The sequence below is a fragment of the Proluteimonas luteida genome (assembly GCF_021191695.1).
GTDB lineage: Bacteria > Pseudomonadota > Gammaproteobacteria > Xanthomonadales > Xanthomonadaceae > Luteimonas > Luteimonas luteida.
Genome location: NZ_JAIWPT010000029.1, coordinates 1 through 22,295 on the forward strand (window position 1 = coordinate 1; position 22,295 = coordinate 22,295).

Consider the following 22,295-nt stretch of genomic DNA (forward strand, 5'->3'; position numbering starts at 1 on the left):
ACCTGTTCCTCGGCCAGGACAGCGCGATGTGCCACCACCCGACCTTCGATTTCGACGACGACCTGCTGCCGGTCGCGGTGAGCGTGTTCGCGCGCATCGTGCAGCGGCGCCTCGGCTGACCCGTCCGGAGAAAGCGCCCACACCCACGGGCGCTTCAGCTGCGCTGGGCTATAGTCGCGGCCGATCCGGACCATGGATGCCGATGACTGACGCCCCGACCGACGGCGCCGACGTGCGCCACGCCCCGCCGCCGCGCCGCCTGCGCCCGGGCCTGCTGCTGCTCGCATGCCTCGCCGCCTGGCTGCCGCCGGCGGTGTCCGCGCAGGACGCCGCGCTGCGCGCCGCATTCGAGGCCGCAGACCGCGGCCAGCCGATTCCCGCCGCGTTCGATGCCCACCCTGCGCGCGGCTGGCTCGAGTTCGCGGCGCTGCGGCGCAATCTCGACACCCTGCCGACCGCGCAGGCCGATGCGTTCCTGGCCCGCTACCGCGACCAGCCGGTCGCGTCCGCATTCCGCGAGGCGTGGCTGCGCGCGCTGGCCAAGCGCGGCGACTGGGCCGGCGTACGCGCCGCATGGTCGCCGTCGATCACCTCGACCGCACTGCAGTGCATCGAACTCGACGCACGCCAGCGCAGCGCCGGCATCGACGCGCAGTGGACTCGCGAGGCGCAGGCGATCTGGCGCAGCACCGGCAAGTCGCTGCCCGACGAATGCGACCCGCCGCTGGCCGCGCTGGCCGGCAACGGCGGCCTCGACGACGCGCTGCGCTGGGAGCGCTTCGACCTGGCGGCGGCCGATGGCGACGCGACGATGATGCGCGCGATCGCGCGCGGCCTGTCGGCGTCGCAGCAGGCGCTGGCCAACGACTACGCCGCCTTCATGCAGGCGCCGCATGCGCGCGCGGCGCAATGGCCCGCGACCGCACGCAGCCGCGAGGTCGCCTCGCAGGGACTGGCGAAGTTCGCCAAGGACGATCCGCTCGCGGCCGAGGCGCAGCTGCCGGCGCTCGCCGATGCGCTGGGCCTGTCCGACGCGCAGCGCAACCGCGTGCTCTACCAGGCGGCGCTGTGGACGGTCGCCTCCTACCTGCCCGATTCGGCGCGGCTGCTCAACCGCGTGCCCGACGCCGCCTACGACGAGCGCCTGCACGAATGGCGCGTGCGCGAGGCCCTGGCGCGCAGCGACTGGCCGGCGGCGCTGGCCGCGATCCGCAGGATGGGGGCCGAACAGCGCGGCCAGTCGCGCTGGACCTGGTTCCAGGCGCGGCTGGCCGAGCTGACCGGCGACGCCGCCGGCGCGCAGCCGCTGTACCGCGACGCGGCGACGAAATCCGACTTCCACGGCTTCCTCGCCGCCGACCGGCTGGACCAGCCCTACGCACTGTGCCCGTGGGACTTCAATCCCGCCGACGCGGCGAAGGCGCGCATCGCCGGCGATCCCGGCATCGTGCGCGCGATGGCGCTGTACCGCGCCGACCGCCCGGTCTGGGCGACCCGCGAATGGAGCCACGCGCTGTCGAATTTCGACGACGACCAGCGCCGCATCGCGGTACTGGTGGCGCAGGAGAACGGCTGGTACGACCGCGGCGTGTTCGGCCTCGGCCGCCAGCCCGACGAGATGCGGCTCTACACCCTGCGCTTCCCGCTGACCCAGCAGGCGCTGATCGAGCGCGAATCGCGGCGTCACGGCCTCGACCCGGCGTGGGTCGCCGCCGAGATCCGCGCCGAGAGCACGTTCAACCCGAACGCGCGCTCGCCGGCCAACGCGCGCGGCCTGATGCAGGTGCTGCCCACGACCGCCGCCGCGGTCGCCGGCCGCCTCGGCCTGCCGTGGCGCGGCGCCGACAGCCTGTACGACCCGGACACCAACGTCGCCATCGGCACCGCGTACCTGCGCGAGAAGAAGGACATGTACGGCGCCCCGCACGTCGCGATCGCCGCCTACAACGCCGGGCCGACGCCGACCGGGCGCTGGCTGGCGCAGCGCCCGGACATGGACGCCGACTTCTGGATCGAGACCATCAGCTACCGCGAGACCCGCGAGTACGTCGCCCGCGTGCTGGCCTTCAGCGTGCTCTACGACTGGCGCATGTACGGGCAGGCGGTGCCGGTGACCGCACGCATGCAGGGCGACACCGGCGCCAGGCGCAAGGCATTCGCATGTCCGGCCGCGGGCTGACCAGTGTCGTGACACGCGACACCGGGGCCGTGCGGTGAAGATCTACCTCGTCGGCGGCGCGGTCCGCGACCGGCTGCTCGGGCTGCCGCCGGGCGACCGCGACTACGTCGTCGTCGGCGAGACCCAGGACACGATGGAGGCCGCGGGCTTCCGCGCGATCGGCCGCGATTTCCCGGTGTTCCTGCATCCCGGCACCCACGAGGAGCACGCGCTGGCGCGCACCGAGCGCAAGTCCGGGCGCGGCCATCGCGGCTTCGTCGTCGACGCCGATCCGTCGGTGACGCTGGAGGAGGACCTGCAGCGGCGCGACTTCACCATCAACGCGATCGCCGAGGACGCGGACGGCAACCTGGTCGACCCCCATGGCGGCGTGGCCGACATCGCGGCGCGGGTGCTGCGCCACGTCGGCCCGGCGTTCGCCGAGGACCCGCTGCGGGTACTGCGCGCGGCCCGGTTCATGGCCCGCTTCGCGCCGCTGGGCTTCCGCGTCGCCGACGAGACGATGGCGCTGATGCGCGCGATGGTCGCCGCCGGCGAACTGGACACGCTGACGCCGGAGCGCGTCTGGCAGGAGCTGTCGCGCGCGCTGGCGTCGGCGCAGCCGTCGGCGTTCCTGCGCACCCTGCACGACTGCGGCGCGCTGGCGGTGGTGCTGCCCGAGGTCGACGCGCTGTACGGTGTGCCGCAGCACGCCGAATACCACCCCGAGATCGACACCGGCGTGCACCAGGAGCTGGTCAGCGACATGGCCGCGCGGCTCGCGCCCGGCGACGCGCTGATCGGCTTCGCCGCGCTGACCCACGACCTCGGCAAGGCGCTGACGCCGAAGGACGAACTGCCGCGCCACATCGGCCACGAACACGCCGGGCTCAAGCCGCTGGCGGCGTTGTGCGATCGCCTGCGGGTGCCGGCGGCGCACCGCGAACTGGCGATGATCGCCTGCCGCGAGCACCTCAACGTGCATCGCATCGACGAACTGCGCGACGCCACCGTGTACGACCTGATCGCGCGCTGCGACGGCTTCCGCAAACCCGAACGCATCGGCCAGCTGGCGACCGTGTGCGAGGCCGACAAGCGCGGCCGCCTGGGCAGCGCGGACGCGGCCTATCCGCAAGGACGGACCCTGCGCCGCGCGCACGCCGCCGCGCTGGCCGTGCACGCGCGCGACCTGGCCGCGGACGGCGTCACCGGCCCTGCGCTCGGCGAGGCGTTGCGCAAGGCGCGGATCGCGGCGATCGCCGCTGCGCGCAGGGTCGCGCCCGGCGATGGTGGCGACGCCGGACAGGAGAGCCGGCGCTTGTGACGCCTGCCACCGCGACCTACCCTGAACGCCTGTCCACCCGGAGTTCCCCCATGCGCGTCCTGTTCGCCGCTGCACTGCTGCTGTTGGCTGCCGCCTGTTCGTCCCCGTCGCAGGCCCCGGGCGCTCCCGATACCGCGGTCGACGCCGCTGCGACGCCCGCCGATGCGCCGGCGGACGCAGCCGCCGACCTGCCGCTGGTCGGCGGTGACGTCGACGAACACGGCTGCAGGGGCTCGGCCGGCTACGCCTGGTGCGCGCACACCGCGCAATGCGAACGGCCGTGGGAACTGGCCGGCCGCGAAGGTTTCGAGAATTCGGAAGCCGGCTTCGCCGCCTACTGCGCCGCGCCCGCCGTCGAATGAGGCCGACGGCCGCGGGCGTGGCTACAGCCGCGCCTGCAGCGCCATCGCCGCGGCCGGGTTGCGCGCCTTGGCCGCGCCGATGAAGTAGATGAAGACCGCGCGCGGCCGCACCGGCATCGCATCGCGCGCGTCGACGTAGGGCAGGTCGCCCGGCGCTTCGCCGCGCGCCCACTGGTGCGCGCGCGCGGCCCAGGCGTCGAGCTGCAGCCCGGGGTAGCCCTCGCGATGCTGCTCGCGGCTGGCCATCAGCCGCGCGTAGACGAAATCGCCGGTCAGGTCGGCGAACGAGGGATGCTCCGCCGAGTCGGTGAACACCGTCGGCACGCCATGCTGGCGCGCCAGCGCGAGGTAGGCCCGTGACCGGAAGCCGGGATGCCGCACTTCCAGCACGTGCCGCAGCGCCACGCCGTCGAGTTCGCGCGGCAGCAGATCGAGGAAGGCGGCGACATCGTCGTGGTCGAAGGCGCGCCGCGGATCCAGCTGCCACAGCAGCGGCCCGAGCCGGCTGCCCAGCTCGGCGATGCCGCCGTGCACGAAGGCCGCGACCTGGCGGCCGGTGCCGGCCAGCGAGCGTGCGCGGACGATGTGCCGCGGCGCCTTCAGCGAGAACACGAAGCCCTCCGGCGTCTCGTCGCGCCAGCGCGCATAGACCTCGGGCGGCTGCGCGCCGTAGAACGTGCCGTTGATCTCGATCGCGGTCAGGTGCCGGCTGGCGTATTCCAGCTCGCGCCGGTGCACCAGCCCCTTCGGATAGAAGTTGTCGCGCCACGGCGCGAACGTCCAGCCGCCGATGCCGGTGCGGATGCCGTCGACCGGCCGCGGGCTCGTATCGAACAGGTCCATGCCGCTACCGCCCGGGCCAGCGTGGCATGTCGCCCGATCCGCCGGTCGCGTGCATGGCCGTCACGTGGCGGGCGCGTGCCGGCGCAGCAGTGCGTGCAGCCCGGCGAGTTCGGGATACCGCGGCAGCACCGCGTCGAGATAGCCGAGGAACCTGGGCGCGTCGGCGACGTAGCGCGGCTTGCCGTCGCGATGGTGCAGGCGGGCGAAGATGCCCAGCACCTTCAGGTGCCGCTGCACGCCGATCAGGTCGACATCGCGGCGGAACTGCGCCAGTTCCGGCACGGGCAAGCCGGCGACCGCGGCGCGGACGTGGTAGTCGGCGACCCAGCCATCGATGCGCGCCTGCGGCCAGCTTGCGAACGCGTCCTTGCACAGGCTCAGCACGTCGTAGGCGATCGGACCGCGCACCGCGTCCTGGAAATCCAGCACGGCCACGCCGGATTCGACCGGCATGAGATTGCGCAGCATGAAATCGCGGTGCACGAACACCTGCGCCTGGGCCAGCGCGGCCTCGACCAGCACCTTGCCGGCCGCGTCCAGCGCGGCGCGCGCCGGCGGGTCCAGTCGCACGCCCAGGTGCGTGCCGAGGTACCAGGTGTCGAACAGCGACAGCTCGCGCAGCAGCAGCGCGGCATCGTAGGCGGGCAGGTCGTCCGCGCACGGCATCGCCTGGATCGACAGCAGTTGGGTCAGGGCGGCGTCGAACATCGCATCACGCGCGTCCGCGTCCGGCTGCCGCTGCAGCACCTGCAGGCAGGTCTCGGCGCCCAGGTCCTCGAGCAGCAGGAAACCGGCATCGACATCGCGCGCCAGCACGCGCGGAACGCGCACGCCGCCCGCCTCGAGCCGGTCGCGGATGCGCAGCCACGGACGCACGTCTTCCAGCGCCGGCGGCGAATCCATGACGATGCGGGTGCCGCCGCGCGTGTCCGCGCGCCAGTAGCTGCGGAATCCGGCGTCGGCCGACGCGCGCGCCAGCGTCAGCGCCGGATCGCCGGCAGCGGCGCGGGCCCAGGCCAGGCGCGCATCCGCGCGGTCGGCATCGGGGGAAGGCGGCGCTGGACGTGCGGACATGGAAACCGGCCGGGAGGAGGAAGCGCGATTATCGTCCAATCGGCACCCGACGCGGACCGCGGCCGTCGCCCACGCTCACCCTCGCCGCGCCTGGCCCCGGGTATCGATCCGCAGCAGCAGATCGCGCCACGGCGTCAGCCGCGTCGCCAGTCCGGCGACGACGCCCAGGGTATTGGCCAGCGCGTCCATCGGGTCCTGCATGCGGTCGTCGGTCAGCGCGCCCTGCGCATGCTCCAGGCCGATGCCGAGCAGCACCAGCGCGATGCCGGCCCCCAGCAGCGACGACCAGCGCGCGTAGAGCTGCACCGCGCACGCGGCGAGCACGAAGTAGGCGAGGAAATGGCCGAGCTTGTCGCCGTCCTGCACGTCCGGCATCGGCGGCGGCGGCATCAGCGACAGCACCACGACCGTCGCGATCGCCGCGCACCACAGCCCACACCACAACCACGGCCGGCGCAGCGGCTTGAGCGCGCGGCCAAGCCGCGGACGGCGCGCGCCGTTCACAGGCGGTAGCTCAGGTCGCCGATCAGGAACGCGTGTTCGAAATCGACGTCGCGCGCGAAGCCGATCGCCTGGAACGCCTCGCCCATCTCGCCGGGCAGGGTCAGCTTCTTCGCCTGCTGGCGCAGCGCATAGCGCGCGGCCTCGTCGATCGCTTCGGCCTCGTGCGCCGCCAGCCGCTGCTCGAGCCGGTTGCCCAGCAACAGCGAGGTCTGGTTGCAGTAGCCGGCGAAATCGAAGCCGGCGTGGGTACCGGCCTCGGCCAGCGCGGTGAAGTCGACCGACGCGGTGAGGTCGAGCAGGCCGGGCAGGGCGAATACGTCGCTGGACACCTGGTGCCGGAAGAATCCGCGCAGGGTGCCGTCGCTGCGGTCGTCGCGGTAGTACTCGCGGCGCGGATAGCCATAGTCGACGAACAGCATCGCCCCGCGGCGCAGTCCGCCCGACACCGCCTGCACCCAGTACGGCAGCTGCGGCAGCACCTCGGAGCGGTAGCCGTCGGGAAACGGCGCGCCGCGCTGCTGCTCGATGTGGCGCACCGCCGACGACAGCAACGCGTCGGCCGGCTGCAACGTGCGCGAGAAACCGCGGGCAGAAGCACCGCCATCGTCGCCGGCGGTGACATATTCCTCGAACACCTGGCCCTCGGCGATGACGAAGCGCGGCGTCGGCAGCGCATCGACGACCTCGTTGGCGAACAGCACCCCGCGCCAGTCCGACGGCATCGGCCCGTCGAGCCACTGCACGCGCGCGAACAGGTCCGCGGGCAGGCGCTGCTGCAGGTGCGCGCGCTGGCGCTCGCGCAGGTCGGCGCTGGGCTCGAGGATCGCGTAGCGCGCCGGCGCGGCGCCGAGCGCGGCCAGGTGCGCCAGTGCGTCGCCGGCGAACGCGCCGCTGCCACCGCCGATCTCCAGCACGTGGGTGTCGCCCGTATCGGCGGGATCGTCGCGCAGCTGCTGCAGCACCGGCGCGAACGCCTCGGCGATGCACTCGGCGAACAGCGACCCGAGCTCGGGCGCGGTGACGAAATCGCCGGCCGGGCCGAACTTCGCCGCGCCCGCGCTGTAATAGCCCAGGCCCGGCGCATACAGCGCCAGCTCCATGAAACGCCAGAACGGAATCGCGCCGCCGGCCTCGGCGATCTGCGCCAGGATCAGCTGGCGCAGGCGTTCGCTGTGGGCCAGGGCGTCTTCGGAAACGGTCGGGTCGGACATGGGACGGCAATCGCGACGACAATGCACAGCATACCGAGATCGCCCGGAGTGCCGCATGCATCCACATCCCCCGGTCGCGCTGATCACCGGCGCCGCCCGCCGCCTCGGCGCGGCGACCGCGCGCCACCTGCATGCGCAGGGCTACGCCATCGCCCTGCATTGCCATACCTCGCGCGCCGAGGCCGATGCGCTGGCCGCCGAACTCGAGACCGCGCGGACCGGCAGCGTGCAGGTGCTGCAGGCCGATCTGGCACAGTTCGACCGCCTGCCCGAGCTGGTGGCCGTCGCGGTCGGCCGGTTCGGCCGGCTCGACGCGCTGGTCAACAACGCCTCGGCATTCTTCGAGACCCCGTTCGGCACGACGACGCCGGCCCAGTGGGACGCGCTGCTGGCGACCAACCTGCGCGCGCCGTATTTCCTCGCCCAGGCCGCGGCGCCGCACCTGCGCGCCACGCGCGGGGCGATCGTCAACCTGTCGGACATCCACGCGCGGGAACCGCGGGCCGGCCTCGGCGTGTACGCGATCACCAAGGGCGCGCTGGATGCGATGACGCGCGTGCTCGCCGTCGAACTGGCGCCCGGGGTCCGGGTCAACGGCGTGGCCCCCGGCGCGATCCTGTGGCCGGAACACGCGGCCGATCCCGGGCTGCAGGCGCAGCTGCTGGCGCGCACCCCGCTGGGCCGCACCGGCGAGCCCGACGACATCGCCGCCGCCGTGCACTACCTGATCGCCGGCGCGACCTACAGCACCGGCACCACACTCACCGTCGACGGGGGGCGGCTGGCCTGAGAGGCCGGCGCTCGCCTCCCGCGACCGGCTGTGAGGCCGGGTACCCCCAGGCCTCCGGTCATCCGCCGGCGCTGCCCCCGGGCTGAAGATAGACGCGCTCGACACGATACGCGGACGTCGCGTCGCGCTCACCGGCCTCGATCGCCACGCGCAGCCCTCCGGCCGGCTCCGGCAGATAGCGATAGCGTGCCTCGAACCCATCGGCGGCCTGCAGCCACAGTTCCAGCACGCCGTCGACGTCCTGCGCGATCGCCCGGACACCGCCCTCGAGTTCGACCGGGTCGCCCTGCAGCGGCACCAGCGTCTGGCGACGGCCATCGCGGCTGGCGAAAATCAGCGTTGCCTGCATCCGCTGTATCAGCAGGCCCTGCGCCAGCGGGGCGGCGAAGGCGAATTCCGGGCGCAGCAACCGCGCCTGCGGCAGGGCGTCGGTATCGGGGCGAGCACCCGGCGCAGGCGCACCGCCGGGTCCGTCCCGGTTGCGCCGACCTTCCGGAGGTGGACCACCCGGCCCGCCCGCGGGCGGCCCCTTGCCGTCGGGACCGCCCGCGGGCGATGGGCCATGCCGTTCGCGGGACGGAGGATGGGACGCCGCCGCCGGCACCTGCCCGCGCATCCGTACATCGGCGGCATCGGCAAGCCGCTGGTTCTCCTGGACGTCGGCGCGCCACACGCCATCGATCGAGAGCGCCGGCGGCGCGGCCGAAGCGATCGGAAGCGCGGTCGCCAGCGCCAGGAACCCACATGCGACGCGGGATCGGATGTTCAAGACAGGATTTCCGTTCGGGGATCCGCCGATGTAGCAGTTCCGCTTGTCAGCAGTGTGCCGGCGTGTGGCAATCCCGCCCGAAAGGTCCGCGACCTCCCCTCAGGCCGGAAGCGTCACCGCCTCGAAGATCGTGTCGAAATCCGGATGCACTGCCCACAGCTGGCCCAGCGTGCGCCCGTCGACCGGGTGCCGCCAGTCGGGCGCGATGCCGGCCGCGGGCTTGAGCACGAAGGCATGCCGCAGTTCGTCGCGGGGGATGCGCAGATGGCCCGCGCCGCTGCAGACCAGGTCGTCGTAGAGGACGATGTCGATGTCCAGGGTACGGTCGCTGTGGCGCGGGCCGCTGCGGTCGCGGCCGTGCGCGTCCTCGAGCGCGTGCAGCCGGTCGTTGAGCGCCGCGGGCGACAGCTCCGTGTCGATGACGGCCGCGGCGTTGAGGAAGTCGGGGCCGTCGTAGCCGACCGCCGGAAACCGGTAGACCGGCGAGACCCGCACCGGGCCGAACGCTTCGCGCAGCGCGGCGATCGCCGCGCGCAGGTGCACGCGCGGCGCGATGTTGCTGCCGAGGCTCAGGCAGGCGCGTGCCATCGTGGGCTCCGGTCAGGCCGCGGGTGATGCGTCGCCGCCGGGCAGGCGCGCGGTGGCCGGCGGCGGCGACACGTCCGCGGGCGTATCGGCCTGATGCAGGTTGACCTCCAGCGGCGCGTCGCTGTTGTCCTGGAACAGCTTCAGGCCGAACTCGGGCAGCAGCGCGATCAGATGATCGAAGATGTCCGACTGCGTGTTCTCGTGGCCGACCCAGCCGGTGTCGCTGGTGAAGCAGTAGATCTCCAGCGGCAGGCCCTGCGCGGTCGGCTGCAGCTGCCGCACCAGCAGGATCAGGTCCTGGTTGATGCCCGGATGGTTGCGCAGGTAGTGGTTGACGTAGGCCCGGAACGTGCCGAGGTTGGTCACCCGGCGCGCGTTGACCGGCTCGGCGCCGCGCTCGGCCAGCTTCGCGTTCCACGCCTCGAGCTCGCGCGCCTTCTCGTCGAGGTAGTCGTCGAGCAGCACGAAGCGGCGGAAGCGCGCGACTTCATCCGGCTCGAGGAAGCGCACGCTGTGCTGGTCGAGGAACAGCGCGCGCTTGATCCGGCGGCCGCCGCCCTCGAACATCGGCCGCCAGTTCTTGAACGCGTCGCTGACCAGTTTCTTGGTCGGCACCGTGGTCACGGTGCGGTCCCAGTTGCGCACGGTGATGGTGTGCAGGGCGATGTCGATGACGTCGCCGTCGGCGTTCTGGCTGGGCATCTCGATCCAGTCGCCGATGCGCACGCGGCCGTCGTTGCTGATCTGCACGCTGGCCACCAGCGACAGGATGGTGTCCTGGAAGATCAGCATCAGCACCGCGGTCATCGCGCCGAGGCCGGTGAGGATGTGCAGGAACTGGGCGCCGATCAGGGTCGCGATGATCGAGATGCCGACCAGCACGAACATGATGATCTTCACGACCTGGAAATAGCCCTTGATCGGCTTGTTCTGCGCATCGGGCCGACGCTCGTAGGCGTGGTTGATGGTATCGAGCAGGCGCGAGACCGACAGTGCGACGGTCAGCACGACGAATGCCTGGCACAGCGCGCGCACCACGGTGACGACCTCCGGCGGCAGGTCCGGCACCACGCCGATGCCGGCCGAGATCACCAGCGCCGGCACCACGTTGGCCAGCCGCGGGATCACCCGCAGCTGCACCGCGTGGTTGTGGTCGCGGCCGCCCAGCGGCGTGGCCCGCAGCACCCGCAGCAGGCCGCGCAGCAGCACGCGCTTGGTCACCCAGTTGGCCAGCCACGCCGCCAGCAGCAGTCCGGCCAGCACGACCAGGGTGTAGGCCCAGGGATACGGCGCGAGCACCGCCTGCAGATGGTCCAGCTGTTGTCGCATCAATCCACTCCGTCAACGCGCACGCGTGCGCTCGATGATCACGCCGACCGCGCGTGCACCACGCACCGCGCCCGGCTTGCTGAGCTTCAAGCGTAACCACTCGACGTTGAACTCCTCGATCACGAGCGCCGCGCAGCGTTCGGCCAGGGTCTCGACCAGGCCGAAATCCGAGGCCGACACGTAATCGATCAGGCGCTTGCTGACGGCCTTGTAGTCCAGGGTCTTCGCGATGTCGTCGCTGGCCGCGGGCACCCGGTTGTCGAACGTCATCTCCAGGTCGAACAGCAGCGGCTGGCGGATGCGCCGCTCCCAGTCGTAGATGCCGATCAGCGCCTCGATCTCGAGGCCTTCGATGAAGACTTTGTCCATGGGTCGGGGATTCGGAATTGGGGATTCGGGATGCGCAGGCCGCGACAGCTTAGCGGGTTGCGGCGTTTTCCAATCCCGAATCCCCGTTCCCGAATCCCGCCGCTGTCGCCAGCGGCGGCAGCGAGGCCATGTCCCAGCGCGGCGTCACGTGCACCGCCGCGTCGGCCTGCTGCCCGGCCTCGAGCCGCAGCGCGCCGGCGAAGGCGATCATCGCGCCGTTGTCGGTGCACAGCGCCGGGCGCGGGAAGCACACGCGTCCCGCCCGGCGCCGCGCGTCGGCCTGCAGTTTGGCCCGCAGCTGCCGGTTGGCCCCGACGCCGCCGGCCACGACCAGCGTGTCGCAGCCGGCGGCGTCGAGCGCGCGCGCGCACTTGATCGCCAGCGTGTCGACCACCGCGTCCTCGAAGCCGCGGGCGATGTCGGCGCGCGTCGCCTCCGACCGGTCGCTGCCCTGCCAGGCCAGGAGCACCTGGGTCTTGAGCCCGCTGAAGCTGAAATCCAGGCCCGGCCGGTTGGTCATCGGCCGGGGAAACGCGAACGCCCCGGGCGTGCCCTGCGCGGCCAGCGCGGCCAGCTGCGGGCCGCCGGGATACGGCAGGCCCATCATCTTCGCGGTCTTGTCGAAGGCCTCGCCGGCGGCGTCGTCGAGGGTCTCGCCGAGCAGCCGGTAGCTGCCGATCGCATCGACGGCCACCAGCTGAGTATGCCCGCCCGAAACCAGCAGCGCGACGAACGGCGGCTCGGGGGGATCGTCCTCCATCAGCGGCGCCAGCAGGTGCCCCTCCATGTGGTGCACGCCGATCGCCGGCACCTCCAGCGCCCACGCCAGCGATCGCGCCACGCCGGCGCCGACCAGCAGCGCGCCGACCAGGCCGGGACCGGCGGTGTAGGCGACGCCATCGATGTCGCGCACGTCCATGCCGGCCTCGGCCAGGGTCTGCCGGACCAGCGGCAGCAGCTTGCGCACGTGGTCGCGGCTGGCCAGTTCCGGCACCACGCCGCCGTACTCGGCGTGCAGCGCGATCTGGCTGTAGACCGCATGCGCGCGCAGCCCGCCGGCGCCGCCGATCGCGGTGTCGTAGACGGCCACGCCGGTTTCGTCGCAGGAGGTTTCGATGCCGAGGACTTTCATGGGGACCGGAGATTGCGGGAGAAGGGGGCAGGCGCGACCGCTGGGCCGCGGGCCGGGCAGGGCCGGCGCCACGGCCCGGATCGCGCCGCGGGCGGACCCGCTTGCACGCACCACGGGGGTGCGGCTATCATACGCGGCTCGCCGGGCCGGAGCCCGGTGGAATGCGAGTTCGCAAGTCGATCCGACCCGGTCAGCGCCGGTCGGACGGTCAAATCCCCGGAGATTCCATGCCAAGCGTCAAAGTCCGCGAAAACGAACCCTTCGAGTTTGCGCTGCGCCGTTTCAAGCGCACCTGCGAAAAGGCGGGCGTGCTCGCTGAAACCCGCAAGCGCGAGTTCTACGAGAAGCCGACCCAGGAGCGCAAGCGCAAGGCCGCTGCCGCCGTGAAGCGTCAGGCCCGTCGCGTCTCGCGCGACGTCACCAAGCGCCAGCGCCTGTACTGATCGGCGCGACCGGGCGGCACCCCGCCCGGCCTGATCGTTTGTTGATGCAAAAGCCGGCTGCGCCCACGCGCTGCCGGCTTTTTGTCGTGCTGCCGTCCATGGCGGCGGCCCTCTCGGGGGCCGGCATCGCGCCCGGCGCTTCCCGGCGGCCGCGCCCGCAGGCCGACAGCCCTCCCCACCGACCATACGGACACCCGCCATGCCCCTGAAGCAGCAACTCACCGACGACATGAAGGCCGCCATGAAGGGCGGCGACAGGCACACGCTCGGCGTGATCCGGCTGATCAATGCCGCGATCAAGCAGCGCGAGGTCGACGAACGCATCGAGCTCGACGACACCGCGGTGATCGCGATCCTCGACAAGATGGTCAAGCAGCGCCGCGATTCGGTGGCGCAGTACGAGGCCGCCAACCGCGAGGACCTGGCGTCGGTCGAGCGCGAGGAGATCGTGGTCATCGAGCGCTACCTCCCCGCCAAGCTGGGCGAGGCGGAGATCGTCGAGGCGATCGCCGCGGCGAAGGCCGAGACCGGCGCCAGCGGCCCGGCCGACATCGGCAGGCTGATGGGCGTGCTCAAGCCCAGGCTCGCCGGCAAGGCCGACATGGGCGAGGTCTCGCGGCTGGTGAAGCAGTCGCTGGCATGACCGTGGACACGCGCCCCGGCGTCGTGCTGCGCCCGGCGCGACGCGACGACGTGGCGCTGATCCTGGCGTTCGTCCGCGAACTGGCCGACTACGAGCGCATGCCCGACGCGGTCGTCGCCGACGAGGCGGCGCTCGCCGACGGGCTGTTCGGCCCGGCGCCCGGCGCCGAGGTGCTGATCGCCGAGGTCGACGGCGTGCCGGCCGGCTTCGCGTTGTTCTTCCACAACTACTCGACGTTCCTCGGACGCCGCGGACTGTATCTCGAGGACCTGTACGTCCGGCCCGCGTTCCGCGGCCAGGGCCTCGGCCGGCGCCTCATGCGGCACTTGGCCGCACTGGCGCTCGCGCGCGGCTGCGGCCGTTTCGAGTGGTCGGTGCTGGACTGGAATGCGCCGGCGATCGGCTTCTACCGGACCCTCGGCGCCGTCGGCCAGGACGAATGGACCGTGCAGCGCGTCGAGGGCAAGGCGCTGCGCCGGCTCGCTGCGGGCGCGGCCGACGACTGATCCCGGCACGCCGCATCGCGGCCCGGCGTGCCGCAAGTCCCGTCACACGCCCGTACGCGCGACTGTTTACCGTGGCGGCGACGTCGCACGGACGCGGATGCGGCCCTCCCGGCGTCCACGATGTCCCCGCCCCGTCCTCCGCTTCCGTCCGCCGCATGACCACATCGTCCGACCCGACCGACCCCACCGATCCGATCGACACCGCCACCGACGCCGTCGTCCCGCGCACGCGCTGGCACCGCGCCCGCCATCGCGTCGACAAGGTGGTCGACCGCGTCCAGGACAGCCTGCCGGTCGCCCTGGTCAAGCGCTTCGTCGAGATCGACCTGCTGACCCACGCGGCATCGCTGTCCTTCTACATGCTGATCTCGCTGGCGCCACTGCTGGTGCTGGTGCTGTGGATCACCGCGTCGCTGTACCCATCGGCGCAGGAAGCGCTGCTCGTGCAGATCGGCGAGCTGGCCGGCAGCGGCGCCCAGGCCGTCGCCGCGACCGTGCTGCAGAACGCCACGGAGCAGCCCGACGTCGGCTCGCTGGCCGGGCTGTGGAGCACGCTGCTGCTGTTCGTCGGCGCGACGGTGGTCTTCGCGCGGCTGCAGGGCACGCTGAACCTGATCTTCCACACCGACGGCGACCAGCTGGCGGGCGGCATCGTCGCGTTCCTGCGCAAGCGCGTGTTCTCGTTCGGCGTGGTGTTCGCGCTGGGCTTCCTGCTGCTGGCCTCCACGCTGGCGACGACGGTGCTGGAGGTGGTGTTCGCCAACGTGCCGTCGCTGCTGCCGCTGCTGGGCAACGTCACCGGTTTCGTGCTCTATGCGCTGGCGTTCGCGCTGATGTACCACTACCTGCCCGACCGCCGCGTGCGCTGGCGCCAGGCGCTGTTCGGCGGCGCGATCACCGCCGCGCTGTTCGTGCTGGGCCGCTGGGCGATCGGCGTCTACATCGCCCGGGCCGCGCCCGGCAGCGCCTACGGCTCGTTCGGCACCCTGGTGATCCTGCTGGTCTGGATGTACTACGCGGCGACGATCTTCTTCGTCGGCGCGCTGATCACCGCGGTCATCGACGAGCGCCTGCGCCGCGCGTCGGTCGAACGCGCATTGGCCAAACGCGCGCAGCGGCAGGGGGCGACCAGTGCGGCTGCCGCAGCAACCGCCGCGCCGCCGCCGACAGACGCCCACCGCCCCGGGGCGGGCTGAGGCCCTCGCCGCGGCGCAGCCGCGACCCCACATCCGCCGCGGCCGGGCTTGCCATGCATGGCATCCTATCGCCTGCATGGCCCGCTTCTCCCGCATCCGCACCTCCGCCGCCACGCGCCGCAACCGACGCGTGGCGCGGCCGTGCGCGGCGCGGCCGGCGCCACCCGGGGCCGTTTGACATGGCCCGCATCCCCGACGCCTTCATCGACGACCTGCTCGCCCGGACGGACATCGTCGAGGTGATCAACGCGCGCGTGCCGCTCAAGCGCCAGGGCAAGGAGTATTCCGCGCGCTGCCCGTTCCACGACGAGCGCTCGGCGAGCTTCACCGTGTCGCCGACCAAGCAGTTCTACCACTGCTTCGGCTGCGGCGCGCACGGTACCGCGATCTCGTTCCTGATGAACTACGACCGGCTCGAGTTCCTCGACGCGGTCGACGAGCTGGCCCGGCGCGCCGGCATGGAAATCCCGCGCGACAACCCGCAGCAGCGCGCGCCGCAGTCCGACAGCGCGCCGATGTACGACGCGCTCGACGCCGCCGCGCGCTTCTTCCGCAGGCAGCTCGCGGCCAGCGAAAGCGCCCGCGCCTATCTCGACCGCCGCGACGTCGATGCCGCGGTCCGCGAACAGTTCGCGATCGGCTACGCGCCCGACGGCTTCTCGGCGCTGAAGGACGCGCTGGGCACCGATCCACGCCGGGTCGCGCTGCTGGAGAAAGTCGGCCTGCTGTCGAAGAACGACCGCGGCCACAGCTACGACAAGTTCCGCGACCGCATCGTCTTCCCGATCCACGACCGGCGCGGCCGGGTGATCGCGTTCGGCGGCCGGGTGCTCGGGCCCGAGGATTCGCCCAAGTACCTCAACTCGCCGGAAACCCCGCTGTTCCACAAGGGCCGCGAGCTCTACGGCCTGTGGCAGGTACGCCAGGCCAACCAGAGGATCGAGCGGCTGGTCGTCGTCGAGGGCTACATGGACGTCGTCGCGCTGTTCCAGCACGGCGTGCCGCAGGCGGTCGCGACCCTGGGCACCGCGACCACGCCCGACCACGCCGAACTGCTGTTCCGCAACGCCCCGGACGTGTATTTCTGCTTCGACGGCGACGCCGCGGGCCGCCGCGCCGCGGAGAAGGCGATGGCCTCGGTCCTGCCGCGCATGCGCGACGGCCGCCAGGCGTTCTTCCTGTTCCTGCCCGACGGCGAGGACCCGGACACCATCGTGCGCAACGAGGGCGCCGCCGGCTTCGAGGCGCGGCTGCAGGACGCCACGCCGCTGTCGACGTTCTTCTTCGACGCCACCGGCGAGGGCATCAACCTGTCGACGCTCGACGGCAAAGCACGGCTGGCGGAACGCGCCAGGCCGCTGCTGGCGCAGATTCCCGACGGTGCCTTCGGCGACCTGATGCGCCAGCGGCTGACCGAACTCACCGGCGTCGGCGCGGCCGCCGCGCCGCCTGCGCCGCCACCAAGGCCGATGCGCGGCGGCCGCGGCGCGCCCGCGCCCAAGCGCAGCCTGGTACGCCACGCGATCGCGCTGCTGCTGCAGAAGCCGGCGCTGGCACTGGAACTGCAGCCGCCGTACCCCTTCGTCGCCCTGCGCCAGCCGGGCATCGACCTGCTGACCGAGATCATCGCCGTGGTCAGCATGCGCCCGGACATCAACAGCGGCATGCTGCTGGCGCATTTCGACGAACGCGCCGAGGCGCCCGCGCTGCGCAAGCTGGCCAGCCAGACGCTGCCCGGCGACGAGGCCAGCTGGCGCGAGGAACTGCTCGACGCGATCCACCAGCTCGACCTGCAGGTGCTGCGGCAGCGGCTGGAGGAACTGCAGGAGCTGCAGCGCAACCGCACCATCGACGACGCCGGCAAGCAGGAGCTGCGCACGCTCTACGCCACGCTCGCCAGCCGCTGACACCGGCTCGTCGCGGCGATGCCGGCCGCGCCGCGGCCACGCCCCGACAAGGTGCGGACCGCACCGGATTCCGTGACCGGGTTCCGGGCCGTCGACACATCGTTAACCTCGCCGCTGCTCTGATCGCGCTCAAGGGGGATCGACCGGTGGTGCCGGCGCACGTCCCACCGTGCGGCCCGCCCGTCCATCCAGAACCATGTCGTGCCTGCGCTTGGCGCAGGCGACACGGTGCCCTGCCCCATGTTTCTTGTCCGATCTCCCCTTCGACAGGTACCGCGCCATGTCCATCGCCCCCCGCTTCGCCCCCCGGATCCTGCGCCGCGCGCGCCCGCTCGCCGCAATGCTGGCCATCGCCACGTTGCTGTTCGCGGGCTGTGCCCGGGACACCACGCCCCCGCTCGTCAAGCCGCTGCATGTGGACCTGACGACGCCGGTCGACGAGCAGGTCGACCTGGCCTGGCCGCTGGCCGACGGGACGCCCGTGGCCGAGCACGCCATCGACCAGCCGCGCCAGGTCACGCTGCGGCTGCCGAACGGCAAGCTGCTGTCGACGCCCTCCACCCGCATCGCCTTCCGCCAGCAGGACGGCCTGCTGGTCAGCGTCAACGTGACCCCGGCCGCCGGTGCGCAGGCGCACGAGGCCGCGCTGGCACAGGTGCGCGGCCTGCTCGACGACAACCAGCTGCTCGACCCGGGCCTGGCGCGCACGCTCGACAGCTGGGCGCCCGGCACCGGAGACAGCCAGTCGACCCGGCTGGTGGTCAACAACGTCGACGTGATGGTCGCGCTGCGCCAGGACCCGAAAACCGGCTGGCAGACCACCTTCGACTTCGAGCCGCGCAGCTGCCTGATGCCTCCCAGCTTCACCGGCGGCAATCCCGACGCCTGCCTGCACGTGACGCCGGGCGAGAACGCCGTCGCCGCCGACGTGCGGGGCTGACCGCCCTGCCGGATCCGGCGGTCGGACGCCGGCCGCCGCGGCGATCCCGGCGGCGGTGCCACGCCGATTTCCGTCGTCCGCCGCAGCGCGTAGCATGCAGCGTGATCCGGCCGGCACCCGCGCCGGATCGGGCCCGGCGCGGAATCCCTCCGCAGCCGCGATGCGCCACCACCGGAGCACGACGCGATGGCAAAGAGCCTCGACAAGAAGAAAGAGACCAAGAAGAAGCCGGTCAAGACCCTGAAGGAAAAACGCGCCGAGAAGGCCGCGAAGAAGGGCTGACGATGGCCTGCGCCGGACGACGCGTCCCGTCGGACGGCGGATCCACCCTCGCAGAGCGGGTCCCGACCCGCCACCCCGAGGCCGGCAATGCGTGTGGCGGATCGCGATCCGCCACACGCGCAGTCCGGCGCACCCGGCACACGACGCTCAGCCGATCCGCTGGAACTCCAGCCCGCCGGCCGCGCCGCCCGCCACGGGCAGCCACGGCAGCAGCCAGTGGTCGACCAGCAGGAACGCGAACAGCGCCATCAGGTAGACCACCGAGTAGTTGAACATCCGCATCGCGAAGAACTCGTCCGGCGGGTCGAGCATGCGCCACGCGTACCACAGGAACACCAGGCCGAGCACGACCGCGCCGCCGAGGTAGAACAGGCCGCTCATGCCGATCGCCGTCGGCAGCAGCGTGACCAGCACCAGCAGCACGGTGTAGATCAGGATCTGCCAGCGGGTGTAGGCGACGCCGTGCGTGACCGGCAGCATCGGCACCAGCGCGCGCGCGTAGTCCTCGCGGCGGAAGATCGCCAGCGCCCAGAAGTGCGGCGGCGTCCAGACGAAGATGATCAGCACCAGCAGCAGCGCATGGGCCCAGTCCCATTGCCCGGTCATGCCGGTCACCGCGGCCCAGCCCAGCAGCGGCGGCGCGGCGCCGGCGATGCCGCCGATGACGATGTTCTGCGGCGTCGCGCGCTTCAGGAAACCGGTGTAGACGACCGCATAGCCGATCAGCGAGGCGAACGTCAGGCCGGCGGTCAGCGGGTTCACCAATAGCACCAGGATCGCCATCGACGCGGCGCCCAGCCCCAGCGCGAACACCAGCACCTGGACCGGCCGCAGCGCGCCGGTGGCCAGCGGCCGGTGCGCGGTGCGGGCCATGACCTTGTCGATGCGCTGGTCGATCAGGTGGTTGATCGCCGCGGCCGACGCCGCCGCCAGCCAGATGCCGAGCAGGCCGAACACGCCCTCGCGCAGGGGCGGCAGCCCCGGCACCGCAAGGAACATGCCCACCAGCGCGGTGAAGACGATCAGCGCGACGACCCGCGGCTTGGTCAGCGCCCAGTACTGGCCTGCGTTGCCGGCCACGTCAGTCGGGCCGCTTCAGCCGCGCCAGCAGCGACACCAGCACGAACAGCAGCAGCGCGGCGCCGCCGTTGTGCAGCACCGCCACCCACAGCGGCAGCGCCAGCTTGACGTTGAGCACGCCGAGCGCGACCTGGGCCAGCGTCAGCAGGGCCAGCGCCACCGCCCAGCCGCGCAGGCCGGGCGTGCGCAGCAGCCGCGCGGCGAAGGCGATCAGGTACGCGAACACCACCACCGCCATCATCCGGTGCGCCATCTGGATCGCGATGCGCGCCGCGCCGTCGAGCACGCCGCCCTCGTAGTCGACGCCGACCCCGCGCCACAGCACGAAGCCCTCGCGGTAGTCCGCGTCCGGCCACCACTGGGCCATGCACTGCGGGAAATCGATCCAGTGCGGCTCGGACGTGATCCAGCCGCCGGCGCCGCAGGCCAGCGCGGCGTAGTTCGCGCTGACCCAGCCGCCGAGCGCGATCTGCACGCCGACCAGCGCCAGTCCCGCGACGACCCAACGCCGCAGCACCGGCGCATCGACCAGCACGATCGGGCGGACCGTCGCCCGCCACGCCATCCACAGCAGCAGCGAGAACGTCAGCATGCCGCCGAGCAGGTGGCCCATGACGATGATCGGCTTGAGCAGCAGCGTGACCGTCCATTTGCCGAGCAGCGCCTGGAAGATCACCACCGCCAGGGTCAGTACCGCCGCGCGCGCGAGGTCGACGTTGGACCAGCGCAGCGCCGCGAACAGCAGCAGCGCCTCGCCCAGCGCGGCGATGCCCAGCGCCGCCAGCGTGTGGCCACGCATGTACAGCGGGATCGCCAGTGCGACCAGCAGCGACGCACCGACCACCTGGGCGATGCCGAAGCGGCGCCGGCGCACCGCGATCAGCGCCAGCGTCAGCACCAGCACGCCCAGACCGGCGGCGAGATGGCGATGCACCTGCTCGCGCCAGGCGCGGTGGGCCTCGAACGGGCGGATCGCGCTGGCGGCGTGGCCGGCCACGTCCTCGGCCGCCTGCGGCCACGCCGCACGGCCGTAGCAGGTCGGCCAGTCCGGGCAGCTCAGGCCCGCGTCGGACAGCCGCACGAACGCGCCGAACACGATCACGCACAGCGTCAACGCGACCGTGAACCACGCGATGCGGTGGAAATGCCGATGAACAGCCGGCCGCTGATGGACCGCGGGCTTGAACGCGCTGCCGCGCGCGGGAGGGGACGGGGAGTGCATCACTTCAGTTTCAACAGCTTGGCCATGTCCGCGCGCAGGTGGCCCGGATCGAAGCCCGGGGCATAGCGCAGGATCACGAACCCGTTCGGGTCCACGACGTAGGCGGGAACGCCATTGTCCGCCTCCCCGGCAGCGCCGTCGACACGTGGCAGCGCGGCGCGCAGCGCGGGATCGGGCGCGATCTCGCGCCAGGCGCTGTTGCGCACCGCGCCCTCGGGCACGTCGCCGACCCACAGGATGTCGACGTGGTCGGCATTGCGGCCGAACAGCTGCCAGACCAGGTCCAGCTCGCGCGCCAGCTCGATGCAGGCCGCGGCGCAGCCGGCCGGCGGCGCCACGACGATGCGCCAGCGACGTTCGGCGGGCCGCCACAGGTACTCGCCGCCGGTCGCCAGCATCGGCACGACCCCGCGCAGGTCGCCCGGCGGATCGAGCAGCTCGCCATGGTTCTGCATGCCGGCGGGCCGCCAGCCCGAGAAGCGCAGCGCGCCGGCGACCAGCGCGCTGCCGAGGAACAGCACGACGATCGCGACCAGCAGCAGGCGGTTGCGGTTGCGCTCGGCGTCGGGGACGGGGGCATTCATCGGCGGGATGTCCGGAAGGTCAGGATCAGCGCGGTGGCCAGCACCGCCAGGGCGAGCCCGAACCACTGCACCGCGTAGCCGAGATGCTTCTCGGGCGGCAGCGTGTTGGGCAGGATGTCGAGATCGCGGGCGTAGCCCAGCGGCAACGCCGGATCGAGCCTGAGCACGCGCAGCGGCGGCGCATCCAGGCGCGCGGCGGCGGCGATCGCCGCGGGGTCGAGGCGGGTCATCAGGAACGCGGCGCCGTCGCCCAGCGCGGGACCGAGTGCCAGGCCCGGCGACGGCGGCGGCGCGAGCAGCCCGCGCACGACCTGCGGACGGTCGACCAGGCCGGCACCGGACACGATCTCCGCCGCCGGCAACCGCGTGGCCCGGTCCGCGATCGGCGCCCAGCCCAGATCGACCAGCAGCGGCGCCCCGTCGTCGGGCGCGAACAGCCGGTAGACACGCAGGCCCGGCTGGCCGTCGTGGACCTGGTTGTCGAGCACGAAGGCGCGTTCGCCGGTGAAGCGGCCTGGCCCCTGCACCCAATCGTAATCGAGGCGACGCGTGGCGTCCGCCGCCAGCGTCAGCGGAGCCGGGTCGCGCTCGGCCAGCACCTGCGCGACCGCATCGAGCATGGCCCGCTTCTCGTGCATGCGCGACAGCTGCCACTGGCCCAGCGCCGCGAAACCGGCCATCAGCGCGACGGCGAGCGTCCAGCCGGCGATGCGGGTGCCGCGCCGGCTCACGCCGGGGTTCCCGCAAGCTGCGACAATCGGCTCACGCCCCGCCCACGCCGGAGACCGCCATGGTCATGAACGACTCGCTGAAGACGCTGCTGATCATCGCGTTCGTGCTGCTCATCCTGTGGAACCTCGGTGCGGGCCTGTACTACATGCTGACCGACAGGGGCCGCAGCGACCGCACCGTCAAGGCGCTGACCCGGCGCATCGGCCTGTCGGTCGCGCTGATCCTGCTGGTGCTGCTGGCGATCGGGATGGGATGGATCAGGCCGCATGGGGTCTACGGCTGAGGCCGCCGGCCCCACGCGGCGGGA

Annotated in this window: 24 protein-coding genes; 11 read left to right on the forward strand and 13 right to left on the reverse strand. The window is 72.4% G+C overall.

From position 1 onward, the window contains the following. The first annotated feature begins 202 nt into the window (after positions 1 to 202). From LDO26_RS17390 to LDO26_RS17400, 3 genes are read left to right on the forward strand one after another with little or no spacing between them, the layout of a single operon-like run. Complete coding sequence (locus tag LDO26_RS17390; RefSeq protein ID WP_232132361.1) at positions 203 to 2,179, forward strand: lytic transglycosylase domain-containing protein; 1,977 nt, start codon at positions 203 to 205, stop codon at positions 2,177 to 2,179. Positions 2,180 to 2,213: 34 nt separating this feature from the next. Then, on the forward strand, positions 2,214 to 3,482 hold the full coding sequence (locus LDO26_RS17395; RefSeq protein WP_232132362.1) for a multifunctional CCA addition/repair protein: 1,269 nt from the start codon (positions 2,214 to 2,216) through the stop codon (positions 3,480 to 3,482). Between the two features lie 50 nt (positions 3,483 to 3,532). After that, positions 3,533 to 3,844, forward strand: coding sequence for a hypothetical protein (locus tag LDO26_RS17400; protein ID WP_232132363.1), 312 nt, complete (start codon positions 3,533 to 3,535; stop codon positions 3,842 to 3,844). Between the two features lie 21 nt (positions 3,845 to 3,865). On the opposite strand, the gene LDO26_RS17405 is transcribed toward LDO26_RS17400, so the two are convergent. From LDO26_RS17405 to LDO26_RS17420, 4 genes are all read right to left on the reverse strand, one after another. Then, positions 3,866 to 4,687, reverse strand: a complete 822-nt coding sequence (locus LDO26_RS17405; protein ID WP_232132364.1) for a DUF72 domain-containing protein — start codon at positions 4,685 to 4,687, stop codon at positions 3,866 to 3,868. Positions 4,688 to 4,747: 60 nt separating this feature from the next. Further along, complete coding sequence (locus LDO26_RS17410; RefSeq protein ID WP_232132365.1) at positions 4,748 to 5,761, reverse strand: aminoglycoside phosphotransferase family protein; 1,014 nt, start codon at positions 5,759 to 5,761, stop codon at positions 4,748 to 4,750. Between the two features lie 75 nt (positions 5,762 to 5,836). After that, positions 5,837 to 6,265 carry a VanZ family protein gene (locus LDO26_RS17415; protein ID WP_232132366.1) on the reverse strand — a complete coding sequence of 143 codons (429 nt, stop codon included), beginning with the start codon at positions 6,263 to 6,265 and terminating at the stop codon, positions 5,837 to 5,839. Then, positions 6,262 to 7,476 carry a class I SAM-dependent methyltransferase gene (locus LDO26_RS17420; RefSeq protein ID WP_232132367.1) on the reverse strand — a complete coding sequence of 405 codons (1,215 nt, stop codon included), beginning with the start codon at positions 7,474 to 7,476 and terminating at the stop codon, positions 6,262 to 6,264. Before LDO26_RS17420 ends, LDO26_RS17415 begins: the two co-directional genes overlap by 4 nt. 55 nt (positions 7,477 to 7,531) lie before the next feature. Between LDO26_RS17420 and LDO26_RS17425 the strand changes: the two genes are divergently transcribed. Next, on the forward strand, positions 7,532 to 8,266 hold the full coding sequence (locus tag LDO26_RS17425) for a pteridine reductase (RefSeq protein ID WP_232132368.1): 735 nt from the start codon (positions 7,532 to 7,534) through the stop codon (positions 8,264 to 8,266). A 58-nt stretch (positions 8,267 to 8,324) separates the two neighbouring features. On the opposite strand, the gene LDO26_RS17430 is transcribed toward LDO26_RS17425, so the two are convergent. The 5 genes from LDO26_RS17430 to tsaD form a co-directional block, all read right to left on the reverse strand. Continuing rightward, positions 8,325 to 8,939 (reverse strand): hypothetical protein, encoded by a 615-nt coding sequence (locus tag LDO26_RS17430; RefSeq protein WP_232132369.1) that lies wholly within the window; start codon positions 8,937 to 8,939, stop codon positions 8,325 to 8,327. A 195-nt stretch (positions 8,940 to 9,134) separates the two neighbouring features. Then, positions 9,135 to 9,623 carry a 2-amino-4-hydroxy-6-hydroxymethyldihydropteridine diphosphokinase gene (gene folK, locus LDO26_RS17435; protein WP_232132370.1) on the reverse strand — a complete coding sequence of 163 codons (489 nt, stop codon included), beginning with the start codon at positions 9,621 to 9,623 and terminating at the stop codon, positions 9,135 to 9,137. A 12-nt stretch (positions 9,624 to 9,635) separates the two neighbouring features. Continuing rightward, positions 9,636 to 10,952 carry a mechanosensitive ion channel family protein gene (locus tag LDO26_RS17440; RefSeq protein ID WP_232132371.1) on the reverse strand — a complete coding sequence of 439 codons (1,317 nt, stop codon included), beginning with the start codon at positions 10,950 to 10,952 and terminating at the stop codon, positions 9,636 to 9,638. 12 nt (positions 10,953 to 10,964) lie between these two features. Beyond that, on the reverse strand, positions 10,965 to 11,321 hold the full coding sequence (gene folB / locus LDO26_RS17445) for a dihydroneopterin aldolase (protein WP_232132372.1): 357 nt from the start codon (positions 11,319 to 11,321) through the stop codon (positions 10,965 to 10,967). A 49-nt stretch (positions 11,322 to 11,370) separates the two neighbouring features. Further along, positions 11,371 to 12,453, reverse strand: coding sequence for a tRNA (adenosine(37)-N6)-threonylcarbamoyltransferase complex transferase subunit TsaD (gene tsaD, locus LDO26_RS17450; RefSeq protein ID WP_232132373.1), 1,083 nt, complete (start codon positions 12,451 to 12,453; stop codon positions 11,371 to 11,373). A 227-nt stretch (positions 12,454 to 12,680) separates the two neighbouring features. On the opposite strand from tsaD, the gene rpsU reads away from it, so the two are divergent. The 6 genes from rpsU to LDO26_RS17480 all read left to right on the forward strand — a co-directional run bounded on the left by rpsU (position 12,681) and on the right by LDO26_RS17480 (position 18,088). Further along, positions 12,681 to 12,896 carry a 30S ribosomal protein S21 gene (gene rpsU, locus LDO26_RS17455; RefSeq protein WP_047138278.1) on the forward strand — a complete coding sequence of 72 codons (216 nt, stop codon included), beginning with the start codon at positions 12,681 to 12,683 and terminating at the stop codon, positions 12,894 to 12,896. A gap of 199 nt (positions 12,897 to 13,095) precedes the next feature. After that, a complete protein-coding gene (locus LDO26_RS17460; protein WP_232132374.1) occupies positions 13,096 to 13,539 on the forward strand; it encodes a GatB/YqeY domain-containing protein in 444 nt (147 codons plus the stop codon). Next, on the forward strand, positions 13,536 to 14,045 hold the full coding sequence (locus LDO26_RS17465; protein ID WP_232132375.1) for a GNAT family N-acetyltransferase: 510 nt from the start codon (positions 13,536 to 13,538) through the stop codon (positions 14,043 to 14,045). The genes LDO26_RS17460 and LDO26_RS17465 overlap by 4 nt, the downstream gene beginning before the upstream one ends. Positions 14,046 to 14,200: 155 nt before the next feature. Beyond that, positions 14,201 to 15,241 (forward strand): YihY/virulence factor BrkB family protein, encoded by a 1,041-nt coding sequence (locus tag LDO26_RS17470; protein WP_343226191.1) that lies wholly within the window; start codon positions 14,201 to 14,203, stop codon positions 15,239 to 15,241. A 179-nt stretch (positions 15,242 to 15,420) separates the two neighbouring features. Next, positions 15,421 to 17,148, forward strand: coding sequence for a DNA primase (gene dnaG / locus LDO26_RS17475; protein WP_232132376.1), 1,728 nt, complete (start codon positions 15,421 to 15,423; stop codon positions 17,146 to 17,148). 280 nt (positions 17,149 to 17,428) lie between these two features. Further along, positions 17,429 to 18,088 carry a hypothetical protein gene (locus LDO26_RS17480; RefSeq protein ID WP_232132377.1) on the forward strand — a complete coding sequence of 220 codons (660 nt, stop codon included), beginning with the start codon at positions 17,429 to 17,431 and terminating at the stop codon, positions 18,086 to 18,088. A gap of 429 nt (positions 18,089 to 18,517) precedes the next feature. Here LDO26_RS17480 and cyoE read toward each other — a convergent pair whose 3' ends face one another. Genes cyoE through LDO26_RS17500 form a run of 4 tightly spaced genes read right to left on the reverse strand, consistent with a single transcriptional unit; the run spans position 18,518 to position 21,987 of the window. Then, a complete protein-coding gene (gene cyoE / locus LDO26_RS17485) occupies positions 18,518 to 19,450 on the reverse strand; it encodes a heme o synthase (RefSeq protein ID WP_232132378.1) in 933 nt (310 codons plus the stop codon). Position 19,451: 1 nt separating this feature from the next. Further along, complete coding sequence (locus LDO26_RS17490; RefSeq protein ID WP_232132379.1) at positions 19,452 to 20,672, reverse strand: COX15/CtaA family protein; 1,221 nt, start codon at positions 20,670 to 20,672, stop codon at positions 19,452 to 19,454. After that, positions 20,672 to 21,256, reverse strand: a complete 585-nt coding sequence (locus LDO26_RS17495; RefSeq protein ID WP_232132380.1) for a redox-active disulfide-containing membrane protein — start codon at positions 21,254 to 21,256, stop codon at positions 20,672 to 20,674. The genes LDO26_RS17490 and LDO26_RS17495 overlap by 1 nt, the downstream gene beginning before the upstream one ends. Beyond that, positions 21,253 to 21,987, reverse strand: a complete 735-nt coding sequence (locus LDO26_RS17500) for an SURF1 family protein (RefSeq protein WP_232132381.1) — start codon at positions 21,985 to 21,987, stop codon at positions 21,253 to 21,255. The genes LDO26_RS17495 and LDO26_RS17500 overlap by 4 nt, the downstream gene beginning before the upstream one ends. Positions 21,988 to 22,052: 65 nt before the next feature. Here LDO26_RS17500 and LDO26_RS17505 point away from each other — a divergent pair, with 65 nt between their 5' ends. Further along, a complete protein-coding gene (locus tag LDO26_RS17505) occupies positions 22,053 to 22,271 on the forward strand; it encodes a twin transmembrane helix small protein (RefSeq protein ID WP_232132390.1) in 219 nt (72 codons plus the stop codon). The last annotated feature ends 24 nt before the right edge of the window (positions 22,272 to 22,295 follow it).